We start from the raw sequence: 12,387 nt of genomic DNA, 5'->3' as shown, positions 1-12,387 counted from the left end.
GGGAATTTAATATTAACTGCAAAGAAAATCTGCGCCTATATTTTGGACATTAAAAACCCATAAAGTATAACCCTATTCCATAGGTTTTACAAGTCACATGTCCAACCACCGCTTAAAGTTGGTGGTTCTTTCTCTGGAAACAATTACTTGTTCTTCTTCCTTTGGAAGAATTTTCAACAATAACCGACTATTAAAATAGCTGTGGATTTCGACCACTGCTTGCACAGAAACCATAAACTTGCGGTTGACCCTAAAAAAATGGATAGGGTTTAAGATATTTTCCAATTGGTCAATAGTGTACTCAATAGGGTAGGACTGTCCAGAGTGTGTAAAAAGGCATATCAATCCTTCATGTGATTTAAAATAGGCAATATCCTCTACATTAAACGACCTAAATTGGTTCCCTACCTTTACCATAAACCGATGTTTGTATTCTTTATGGAAAAGCTGTTTTAGATGCTCTAGGCTATCTGTTGGGGTATGCCCATTTCGGGTAACGTTCTTTTTGAATTTTTCAAGTGCTTTTTTAAGATCCGTCTTAACAATAGGCTTTAAAAGGTAGTCTACCCCATTGTATTTAAATCCACGAATCGCAAATTCATTATAAGCCGTGGTAAAAATAACTGGGGGATGATCTTCCATATCGTCCAGAATATCGAAACCATAGCCATCATTTAACTGAATGTCCATAAAAACAAGGTCCGGAAGGGCATTTTTGGTAAACCAATCGACCCCACTTTCCACCGAATCCAAACTGGCCACAATATGCATCTCTGGAGCAAGTTCTCCTACCATCTGCGCCAATCTTTTGGATGCAAATTCCTCATCCTCAACAATAACTGCTTTCATTTTAAGAAATAGCTTTCAGATTCATTTCAGTTGCTTTTTTATCCATTAACGGAATAATGACTTCAAAATATGCCTCTTCCTCCCTAACCAAAACAGGTTTATTGGTATAATACGCATATCGTTTTTTGATGTTTTCCAAACCCATTTGGGTTGTTTCTTCTTTGATTTCCCTTTTTCTCAGGTTATTTTTTATTGCCAAAGCTTCATTTTGAATAGAAGTAATGGATATTTTCAAAGGTTTTTCTTTGGAATACATATTGTGTTTCAGGGCATTTTCAATCAACATCTGTAATGTTAAGGTCGGAATCCAATAATCTTCGGGGATTATTTTGATATCCATTTTGATGGATACTGCTTTTTTATGTCTTACTTCCATCATAAAAATATAGGCATCCAAAAAATTCAGCTCTTTTTGAAGACTTACCAAATCCTCCTCCTTATTGTCTAAAATATAGCGATAACTAGAAGCCAAACGGGTAACAAAATCTGAGGCCAAATCACGATCCTCATACATTAAAGAGGTAAGTGTATTCAAACTATTGAACAAAAAATGGGGACTGATCTGGCTTCGCAATGAAGAATATTTGGAGGCTATCATTTCCCTTTTAAGGTTTTTCATTTGTTCTTCCATTTCATCCTTTTGCTTCATCGAATAATAGAAAAGGTTGATAAAAATAACTGTTGATCCAATTACACATGCCCTTAAAAAATCACCCCAAAAGTCCAACACATAGGACTGGTCACATTCTATTTTCAGTACATCCCTTAATGGAAAATATGCCATATAGTAAACTGCGGCACTTAAGGGAGCCAAAACTGTCATGGTTTTTAAATAAATCCCAATGCTATTTCTAAGATTGAGTTGAGAACGCCTGCGCACTCTATGAATCAGCCAATCGTTGAGTTCCCAGGTCACCATAAAAAAGAGAAAGGCGGTCCAATAATAAAACTGACTGGTTGATGAGAAAAAAGTTTGCAATGCATCCTCCTCATGTTCCGTGGTGACCTTAATGATAAAAAAGACCACATTGACCACCATCCATCGAAACAAAAACTTTTTGACCTCTTTGTTTTTGTATATACGCAATGCCATAGGTTAAAGATACGCAAGACCTTATTATCAAATTTAATTCCCCTTCTCAACTGTTAAAAAACAACCTGAACTGTAAAGAATCATCCTTTATCCGGAATCGCCCTTAAAATTTACCCCTTAAGTGATTCAATCTCTTCCCTAACAACACAAACCTCAAAACGGCAATCCAACTATTTCCTTGTTTCACCAGAAAAGAGAATGACTCATCTTCGGCAAAAATCAAATAACGTCATCATGAAAAAATTCATTCTAATCTTTACTTTACTTTCTGGATTTGTAACCCTTGCCCAAACCGGCACCCTTAAGGGTGTTGTGCTGGACAAACAATCCGAAAGCCCATTGGAAGGCGCCACCGTTGAACTTTTGGACATGGAAATTGCCACTGGTGTCATTACCGACTTTGATGGACAATTTATTTTAGAAGATATTCCCTTGGGTCGTAAAACATTGCTTATCAGTTATATAGGATTTGAAAGCGTTACAATTCCCAATGTAGAAGTAACCTCTGGAAAAGATGTGTTCATTACCGTACAATTGCAAGAATCCTTCAATCAATTGGATGAGATCATCCTTACCAATGAGGATGGCAAAAATCTGCCTTTGAACAAATTGGCAACTGTTTCCGCAAGGCAGTTCGGTGTAGAAGAGGTTACTCGTTTTTCTGGTGGAAGGAGCGATGTAGGTCGTTTGGCCGCTAATTTTGCAGGAGTATCGGCCCCTGATGATAGTCGGAATGACATCGTTATCAGAGGAAATTCACCTGTTGGACTCCTATGGAGATTGGAAGGAGTTCCCATTCCAAGTCCCAACCATTATTCTACCATTGGCACCACCGGAGGTTCCGTATCGGCCTTGAATCCCAACCTACTTAAAAACTCAGATTTTATCACTTCTGCCTTTCCTGCAGAATACGGAAATGCGCTTGGTGGCGTTTTTGACCTTGGTTTCCGCAAAGGAAATGCAGACGACTACGAGTATACCCTTCAAACTGGAATTTTTACCGGAGTGGAAGCCATGGCCGAAGGTCCTTTGGGTCAAAAAAGAGGTTCGTTTTTGGTTGCGGCGAGATATTCTTTGGTAAGTCTTTTGGGTATTGGCGCCGGTGGAACCTCAGCGACTCCAAACTACAATGACCTTTCTTTTAATATTGATTTTGGCAGGGTGAATTCTGGAAACCTCTCCATTTTTGGAATTTTAGGAACTTCGGACATAGAATTTTTAGGAAACGATATTGACCCTGATGATCTTTTTGCCGCAGAGGATGAAAACACCTTTGTGGATTCCAGATTTGGTGTGGTGGGATTAAAATATAATCTGAGTTTGGGCTCCAATTCTTTTCTTAGAACTATAGCTTCCGCCTCCTATTCTGGAAATGAATTCATCGTAGATCGATTTATAGATATGGATACCCCTGATGAAAGATTGATCAGGTTTACCGAAGCCGACAATTCTGAAACCCGATTTACATTTTCTTCCCTTTTCAATAGCAAGCTAAGCAGTAGATTCACTTTTAGGACGGGAGTACTTTTAGAGACCTTCAATGTGCAGAGTCTTTTGTTAGATCGCGACGAGCAATCGGACAATGACGGGGATGGTGATCCAGATTTGGTCAACTTTAGAGATATTGATGAGAATATCACTTTGTGGCAACCCTTCGCGCAAGGTCAGCTGAGAGTTACCGAAAAATTTACTTTAAATGCTGGGTTACACACCCAATACAGTTCTTTGAACAAACAATTTGTTCTTGAACCCAGAGCCGCTATCAATTATGCTATTTTTCCTAACCACAGCATCAATTTGGGTTATGGCCTTCATCATCAATCCATTCCATTACCCTTGCTCTTTTTAAACGAAGACATTAATGGAACCCTGCAACAAACCAATAGGGATTTGGACTTCGTCCGAAGCAATCACTACGTATTGGGATATGACGTCAGCTTTGCCAACAGCTGGCGAGGAAAAGTGGAAGTTTACTATCAAGATATTGACAAAGCCGGAGTGGAAGCCTCTCCCTCTAGCTATTCCACTTTAACCGAAGGAGCAGATTTTGGTTTTGACAATGACAAAGTCTCGTTGGTAAATGAAGGGACAGGATACAACCAAGGGGTCGAATTTACCTTGGAAAAATTCTTCAGCAAAGGCTATTACGGTCTATTGACCAGTTCCTTTTTTGAAAGCAAGTATGAGGGAAGTGATGGCATAGAACGAAATACTCCGTTTAACAATGGATATGTGGTCAATCTTTTGGCCGGCAAGGAATTTAAAACGGGGGCATCTGGTAAAAATGTTTGGTTTGTGGATACCCGTTTAACCACTTCGGGCGGCAGGTATTATACTCCTGTGGATTTAGAAGCATCACGCCAAGCTGGTTTTGAGATTTTGCAGGAAGACATTGCTTTTAGCCAGCAATATGATGAATATTTCCGGTGGGATGTAAAATTTGGCATCAAAATAAATAGTAGAAACAAAAAGAGATCGCACCAATTTTATGTGGATCTTCAAAACGTTACCGCCAATGAAAATATTTTTGTTAGACGCTACAATCGCTTGACCAACAATGTGGACCAAGTAGATCAAATTGGGTTCTTCCCTGACTTCGGATACAAATTTCAATTTTAACCTAAAAAGAACCTCATGAAAAAGGTCGCACTAATTTTATTAGCTTTAATATTTATAATAAGTGTATTTGTTTTGGTTAATAATTCTGAATCTGGACCTGATTTTTTGGATGAGCAGTTCTCTGAAATGGTAAATTATATCCCACAAAGGGATGCTAGAAACATAAAAGTTTCTGAAGCTGATGTGGCTTGGCATTTAGACCATAGCCTTAAAACCATCAACAGGATTTGTGAGGCTCTTGAGGAATCTGAACCAGATAAATTTAAGTCCAGTTTTAGCTTCTCCAGAATTTTTGTATTTACCTCGGGTATCATTCCACGGGGGGTGGCACAATCCCCAAAATCGGTAAGGCCACCAAAGGACATCATAACAGACAGCCTTTATTTACAGTTGGAAGAAGCCAAGGAAAATATAAAGAAAATAGAGGGCCTGGATACCAAGGCCTATTTTAAACATCCCTATTTTAAAAAACTGGATAAGGGTCAGACCCAACGATTTTTAAAAATACACACTCGTCATCATTTAAAAATTATTCGGGATATTTTAAAGTAAATATTTTCATTTTTCACTTGGGTTTTCTGGGCAAATACCTACATTGGTTTCAACTCAAACTATACAGAAAATGACCAAAGAATGGTATGAGATTGAAAATATAGAAATGGTGGATTCCCCTTCCATTGCTATTTACCCAGAGCATATCAAGTATAATATTGAAGCGATGCTTTCTCTCATGGAGGGCAATACCGAACGCTTGATGCCCCACGTGAAAACCAATAAAATGCCCAAAGTCATTACGTTGTTGTTGAACGCTGGCATCACCAACTTTAAGGCTTCAACCGTAGCAGAGGCAGAAATGGCAGCCGAGGCTGGAGCAAATTCAGTAGTAATAGCCCATCAGTTGGTAGGGCCTAAAATGAATCGTTTTCTGGAATTGATTCCTCATTTTCCCTCCACTCAGTTCTCAACGATTATAGACGATATTTCCATAGCCCAATTACTGAATCAAAAAGCAGCGGAAAAAGGTTTATCCGTCAATATTTATATCGACATCAACAATGGGATGGACCGTTCGGGCATAAAAATTGGTGCAGATTTGGATAATTTAATGGCCATTTTGAACAACTGCAATTCACTTTCTCTCCAGGGTCTTCATGTGTATGATGGTCACCTTCGGGACAGTGATTTTTTACAACGAAACCAAAAAATTGAAAAAGGATTTGAGGCCGTCACCCAATATTTCAATTCTTTAAAGAAAACCTATCCAGATATAAAACTGATCTGCGGTGGAACGCCTTCGTTTACTTCCCACCTAAAGAAAAATGGTAGAATTACTAGTCCAGGAACCTGTGTACTTTGGGATTGGGGTTATAGCGAAAAGTTGACAGAGCAAAATTTTAAATTTGCTGCCCTAGTGGTGACCCGGGTAATTTCTAAACCTACTGAGGGTATTATCACCATCGATTTGGGACACAAATCCATAGCTGCTGAAAATACCGTCGACAAACGAGTCAAATTTTTAAATCTTGATGGTTATGAACTGCTTTCGCAAAGCGAAGAACATGGTGTACTCAAAGTAGGCAATTGGAAAAACATAAATGTCGGCGATGTTTTTTATGGTATTCCCTACCACATTTGTCCAACGATTAATTTACATGATGAAGTTTCTGTGATTCAAAATGGAAGGAAAACAGACTCTTGGGCCATTACAGCGCGGAAACGGAAGCTACATTTTTAGAATTCAATCTTCCAGAAGCTCTTTTAAATTGATTTTAACCTCCACCCCGCTAATCTGTTTGGCAAACGATTGTTGAATCAAGTACCGCACTAGAGTAGCTGCTTGTTGATGATCAAGTCCATTTTCATGAATATTTGAGATACAGTTCCTACGCTCATCTGTTAAACCCAATTTTGGTGCGTATGTTGTATAAATTCCCATACTTTCTGGAGAGGAAAGTCCTGGTCTTTCCCCTATAAACAAAGTCACAAATCTAGCGTTGAGATGACTCCCAATATCATCCCCCAAGGCTACCCTTGCCATTCTTGCTATTACAAATCCAATGGAATATCCATCCAAATTGGTGAGCAAGGCCCTTAGCAAAGGAAGGGCATTTTGATTCACCGCTTGGGCAGAAAGTCCGTCGGCCAAGACTATGATTAAATCCAAGGGAGCCTTATCTTCCAGCAAAACTGATTTCGATTGCGCATCAAGTCTTCGCCCCAAATCTGGTCGCCTCAAATATTCATTTCGATTTTTAACTTGACTTTTTACTTCCCAAACCGGATAGCCCCATGATTGGATTTCTGTTTTTAATGTAACACTATCCAATTCCGAACCTATAGCATCTTTGGCATGGGCATGGGCAAATCTAAATTGGAGCACCTCCTCCAACGGAATTGCGTTGCCCACACTTCCCAATGCAATTCGCGCATTGGTAAATTCCTTTAGGTCTTGCCAAGGATCTATTTTAGCAGGAGTTGATTTTTCCTTTTTCATAAAATAGCCTTTAACAATCGATGTGAGGGTTTAACAGCTATTCGGGTTCCTGTATTATCCATAATTCCCATGTTTTGAAGCCAATTTTCAAATTCTGGGGCAGGTCTTTTCTTCAAAACCTTTCTAACATACAAAGCATCATGGAACGAAGTGGATTGATAGTTCAACATCACATCATCAGAACCGGGCACGCCCATGATGAAATTACAACCTGCCACCCCCAAAAGCGTCAATAAGTTGTCCATATCGTCTTGATCGGCCTCGGCATGGTTGGTATAACATACATCCATCCCCATGGGTAATCCCATCAACTTACCACAAAAATGATCTTCCAAGCCGGCACGAGTAATTTGTTTGCCATCATATAAATATTCCGGACCAATGAATCCCACCACAGAATTCACCAATAAGGGATTGAAGTGTCTAGCCACAGCATAGGATCTAGCTTCGCAGGTCTGTTGGTCCACATCCCAATGGGCATTAGCGGATAAGGATGAGCCTTGTCCTGTTTCAAAATACATGAGGTTATTGCCCAAGGTTCCCCGGTTGAGTTCTAAAGCACCTTCATAGGCTTCTTGCAACATGGAAAGGTCAATTCCAAAAGAAGCATTTGTTTTTTCGGTTCCGCCTATGGACTGAAACACCAAATCCACCGGAGCTTTATTCAGCAATTCCAAGGAAGTTGTTAGATGACATAATACACAGGATTGCGTGGGAATATTAAACCGTATTCGTATCTCATCCATCATTTTAAGTTGGTCCCCTACAATATCCACACTATCGGTTACTGGGTTGATACCAATTACTGCATCTCCACTGCCGTACAAAAGTCCATCCACAATACTGGCTGCTATCCCTCTTAAAGCATCCGTAGGATGATTAGGTTGCAATCGTACTGATAAATGCCCCTTTTTGCCAAGGGTATTCCTAAACTGGGTAATCACCTCACACTTCTGGGCAACGGCAATCAGGTCTTGGTTACGCATGAGTTTGGACACAGCAGCGACCATTTCTGGTGTAAGTCCTTTGGAAATCTGGGTCAATTTTTTGGTGTCTACCTCATGGGAAAGTAACCAATTGCGCAAATCGCCCACCGTAAAACTGGATATTTGCTGAAAAGCTTCCGCATCGTGCGAATCGATGATCAATCGGGTAATTTCATCCTCTTCATACGGGATGATGGTTTTGTTCAGGAACTCTTTTAGCGGAATCTCACTAAGTAAAAACTGGGCAGCAACACGTTCCATATTGCTTTCTGCTGCCAAACCCGCAAGGGCATCTCCCGTTCTAAAAGGGCTGGCTTTTGCCAGTACCGATTTTAGACCGGGAAATGAATATACATTTTGTTGACAGGTATATTTATAGGACATCCATTATGATCTTCCCTTTAAATATAGCCTGTAATATGGCTCGGGAAAAGGAATCAGTCAACTTTTAATCCCAATTTGCCTAAATCATAAAAATAGAAATCTTTGGCATCGTTCATGGCAACAAAAAGTCCATTTTTGAACATGTCATTTAAAGGAACCGTGACCACGTCACAACCATCTGTTTCGGTAGTGGATAGATTTACTGCTTTTATAAAAGTGTTATCCTTTCTTGAAAAGATGTTGAATTCTCCTTGTTGTTGGTTGGAAACAATGATATAACCCTCACCGTTTTCATAAGAAGCAATAGCTATCCCTTCAATATCCTCCAAAAAATATTCCCCGCCAAAACACGATAATTCTTCATTGCCCATACTTGGTTCGGCATAGTATTTTTTGATGCACACTCCTTCATCAGAATAATACACCAGTCCGTTTTCATCATCAACGGCAATTGCTTCAATTTCTTTTTGACCACTGAACGAGCCAAATTTTCTAACCAATTTAGCAGTTACTCCCGTGCTATCGGACTCTAATTTCAACTGATGCAAATACTCTTCTTTTGGTCCTGCCTTTCTTCCTACAATGGCATAAAAAGAACCGTCTTTCGGCGATTTATAAAGTGCAACGCCCATTGGTAAATTGTGCTCTAACCCTGTAGCCTCTGTAAACATTTTAAATCCGCCATCATCTAATGGTGTCATATCTGGTACAGAAAACATACGAATTTGTTGTTTTTCCCTTTCGGTAAATACAATAATATCAGTAGTTGTAGAATCATTTAAAGGAAAACCATATTCCAAATCAATATTATTGGGCCTTTTAATGTTTCGGATGGTTTTTTCCTCAATAATTTTTCCGTTAAGATCATACGCATAAATAGCTCCGTTGGTCTTTTTATCGGTGCCAAATACAATACTCTCGGCAGGATTTTTCGGATTTATCCAAATAGCGGGGTCATCGGTATCGTTGATGGACTTTTCAGTAATTATATCTGGAGCAATAGGTGGCAAACTTTTTTTACATGCAAAGCAAAGTAATACAACCAAAAATGCTGTTAGTTTTTTCATTAGTATACTTTTTAGCTATAAAAAAACCACCTGTCCTTCGACCTTTGCTCAGGAACAGGTGGTCTTTTATGAATTTAAGACTATTTCTTCTTGAACAAATCGTATTTTAAACCGATTTGCAATCGTTTTTCATAGAACTCTACTTGCTGGGTTCTATTGGAAACCCCTTGGTAGTAACGCAATGGCTGGTTGGTAATGTTATTTAAGCTAGCATAAATTCTAAGATTGTTGTTGATAGTGTAGTTGGCACTGAAATCCAGAAATATTTGCTTGTCATAAAAACGGTCTTCAAAAGCATTCCCTCCCAATTCATCGATATAAGCATCGGAGAAGTTCAATGATAAGCTTGCACTAAACTTTTTATCGGCATAGCCCAATGAACCATTGAACATGTTAGGCGCAGTACCTGGCAAATCCACATCTTCTCTTACTTCATCTTCGTTTGTTATACCATCTGTTGAAGAAGTCAACCAAGTATAGTTTAAGTAAAGGCTGAAATTTTTAGCAAAACCAGGCAAGAAATCCAATTGTCTTTGAAAAGCAATTTCTGCACCAAATATGGAAGCGCTGTCCCCATTTAAAGGTTGGAACAAATCAAAGCCTGTTGCTGTATCAGTGGACAAGGATGTATATATAAAATCTTCAATGTCTTTGTAGAACAATCCTCCAGAGATAATTCCAACAGATTCAAAATAGTGCTCGGCCATTACATCAAAATTCATAGATGTGGTTGGATCCAATTCTGGATTACCAGCCTCTACCTCTTCATCTTCCCTGACAATGCTTCTAAAAGGCACCAAATCTTCATAATTAGGTCTTGCAATAGTATTTGTCCATGCAAAACGAAGGATGGTATTGTTGCTTGGGGCATATCTAAAATGAACGCCAGGCATTATATTTGAATAGGAATGTTCATTGTTAACAGAGGTAATAACCACCTGTTCATCTATACCTTGTTCCTCATCTTCAGGAATATAATCAATGGCACTACCCTCACTATCCACTTTGGTACTTTCGAACCTAACCCCTGCAAGCACTGTTAGTTTATCGGAAAGCTTTTGGTCAAACATTGCATACGCAGCAAAAACGTTCTCTTTTACATCATAATTACCTGCCACATATTCTTCTTGAACATCAGTCTCTTCAAACAGAGAACTGTTGGTGAAATCTAGATTACCCAAAAATTCCTTGGAAACAAAACTCCCTGCGGCGTACTGGCTACCTGCCAAGAAATCTTTGGTTTCGTCTGATGTTTCAACATCGGCCAAGGTATCGAATCCACTTCCTGTTGGTTCGTACTCAAAAAAGTTGTTGTCACGAACTTTATTCTTAGCCCTGTAACGTCCACCAAATTTGATGAAGCCATCACCTGCCCCAAAAATATCCGCAGGCAATTTAAAGTTTAGAAAAGTATTTACATCCTCTTCGTCAGTATACTGGTTTTCTTCAGTAATCTCTTTTAATTCGAAGTTGGACAAAGAAGCATCCGATGCATTTGTAGCCCTAAATGAAGGATAGCGAGGGTTTGACAGGTCTGCAGAAATAGGAATGGCATCGCCAATTTCATATTCAGCATAACGTTCATTTAAACGCTCTTCAGATGCTTTAGCGTAAGAAGCCATCCAATCCATTTTCAAGTTGCCGAACAAGTGGTCACCACCCAAGGTATAGTTCTGCATACGTTGGTCTTCCAACCTTCTGTTTTTGTTACGGTCGTTATCTATACCTCCTTTTGTTTGCCTTCTTATCTCTCCTTGGAATCCTAGGCTTGGATTATCCTCATCAATAAATTCAATACTTCTAAACCGTAAACGATATCTGTTTTCACGGTCATCGCGCCAGTTGTACATGCTCTTAAAATATACACTGTTATTGGCATCAAAAGCATAATCAAAATTGGCAGAAAAACTTCTACGGATACGTTGTACCAAATAAGTCCTTACATCCGATTCTTCAACATAGGGATTATCCTCATTTACCCATTCTGCCTCAACATTGTCCGATCCAAAATCGACATTGTTATATGATGCTGCCAACATATAACCAAACTTGCCATTCTTTGAACGATCACCTAACAAAAAGCTAGCATTGTAAATAGGTTTATCATTGATAAAGCTAAGACCGGAACCCAAAGTGGCAGATACTCTAAAACTTTGTGGAGATGAACGTGTCACCAAGTTTACAGAACCCCCAAGTGCATCTCCATCCATATCTGGAGTTACCGCTTTGTTTACTTGAATAGACTGAATCATGTCTGATGGAATCAAATCCATCTGTACATTTCTGTTGTCCCCTTCGGCCGAAGGAATACGGCTACCGTTCAAGGTAACAGAGTTTAATTGTGGAGCAAGACCACGGACAATAATATTACGGGCTTCACCTTGGTCCACCTGCATAGTAATCCCAGGAATACGTTTAACAGCATCACCAATGTTGGCATCTGGGAACTTCCCTATCTGGTCTGTAGAAACCACATTGGTAATGTTCATGTTGTTTCGTTGCGTGTTCAAAGCCCTAGATTGACCGGTTAGGCCATAAGCACTTACCTGAACCTCATCAAGCTCAACATTAGTAGGATTCATGATAATGGAAACCGTAGTAGTTTGACCGGAAGTAACAACTACTTCTTGATTTATAGATTCATATCCTAAATAAGAGATTTGAAGCGTATACGTTCCCTCTGCAACATCTAATAATGTAAATTTTCCATCAAAATCGGAAATTGCCCCTTTGGACAAGGAGGAAATTAAAACGTTTGCTCCTGGTACATAAATACCGTTGGAATCGGAAATTGTTCCTTGAATATTTCCTGTTTGCGCCTGGCCTTTTGCGAAGCCGACCATCAGAAAAAGCGTTACAATTAAAAGTGATTTTAAGTTCATTGATTTCATTTTG

Annotated in this window: 9 protein-coding genes; 3 read left to right on the top strand and 6 right to left on the bottom strand. The window is 39.3% G+C overall.

The window, feature by feature from the left end:
- Positions 1-93 precede the first annotated feature (93 nt).
- Together HJC33_RS06030 and HJC33_RS06025 are read right to left on the bottom strand one after the other, a co-directional pair.
- Positions 94-849: a LytR/AlgR family response regulator transcription factor gene (locus tag HJC33_RS06030; protein WP_171657900.1), complete on the bottom strand. Its 756-nt coding sequence runs from the start codon at positions 847-849 to the stop codon at positions 94-96.
- Between the two features lies 1 nt (position 850).
- On the bottom strand, positions 851-1,942 hold the full coding sequence (locus HJC33_RS06025; protein ID WP_171657899.1) for a sensor histidine kinase: 1,092 nt from the start codon (positions 1,940-1,942) through the stop codon (positions 851-853).
- Between the two features lie 234 nt (positions 1,943-2,176).
- Between HJC33_RS06025 and HJC33_RS06020 the strand changes: the two genes are divergently transcribed.
- The 3 genes from HJC33_RS06020 (at position 2,177) to HJC33_RS06010 (ending at position 6,296) form a co-directional block, all read left to right on the top strand.
- Positions 2,177-4,561: a TonB-dependent receptor gene (locus HJC33_RS06020; protein WP_171657898.1), complete on the top strand. Its 2,385-nt coding sequence runs from the start codon at positions 2,177-2,179 to the stop codon at positions 4,559-4,561.
- 15 nt (positions 4,562-4,576) lie between these two features.
- Positions 4,577-5,113, top strand: a complete 537-nt coding sequence (locus HJC33_RS06015; protein WP_171657897.1) for a DUF1569 domain-containing protein — start codon at positions 4,577-4,579, stop codon at positions 5,111-5,113.
- Between the two features lie 70 nt (positions 5,114-5,183).
- On the top strand, positions 5,184-6,296 hold the full coding sequence (locus HJC33_RS06010) for an alanine racemase (RefSeq protein ID WP_171657896.1): 1,113 nt from the start codon (positions 5,184-5,186) through the stop codon (positions 6,294-6,296).
- A 3-nt stretch (positions 6,297-6,299) separates the two neighbouring features.
- Here the strand turns inward: HJC33_RS06010 and eutC are convergent, their stop codons facing one another.
- The 4 genes from eutC to HJC33_RS05990 form a co-directional block, all read right to left on the bottom strand.
- Positions 6,300-7,055, bottom strand: a complete 756-nt coding sequence (eutC, locus tag HJC33_RS06005) for an ethanolamine ammonia-lyase subunit EutC (protein ID WP_171657895.1) — start codon at positions 7,053-7,055, stop codon at positions 6,300-6,302.
- On the bottom strand, positions 7,052-8,425 hold the full coding sequence (locus HJC33_RS06000) for an ethanolamine ammonia-lyase subunit EutB (protein WP_171657894.1): 1,374 nt from the start codon (positions 8,423-8,425) through the stop codon (positions 7,052-7,054). Before HJC33_RS06000 ends, eutC begins: the two co-directional genes overlap by 4 nt.
- Positions 8,426-8,478: 53 nt before the next feature.
- On the bottom strand, positions 8,479-9,492 hold the full coding sequence (locus HJC33_RS05995; protein ID WP_171657893.1) for a phytase: 1,014 nt from the start codon (positions 9,490-9,492) through the stop codon (positions 8,479-8,481).
- An 80-nt stretch (positions 9,493-9,572) separates the two neighbouring features.
- Positions 9,573-12,383, bottom strand: coding sequence for a TonB-dependent receptor (locus HJC33_RS05990; protein WP_171657892.1), 2,811 nt, complete (start codon positions 12,381-12,383; stop codon positions 9,573-9,575).
- Positions 12,384-12,387 lie beyond the last annotated feature (4 nt).

Source organism: Flagellimonas amphidinii (assembly GCF_013090115.1).
Classification (GTDB): Bacteria; Bacteroidota; Bacteroidia; order Flavobacteriales; family Flavobacteriaceae; genus Flagellimonas; species Flagellimonas amphidinii.
The sequence above is the reverse complement of the archived record's forward strand: the minus strand, read 5'-3'. Positions and strand labels throughout refer to the sequence as shown.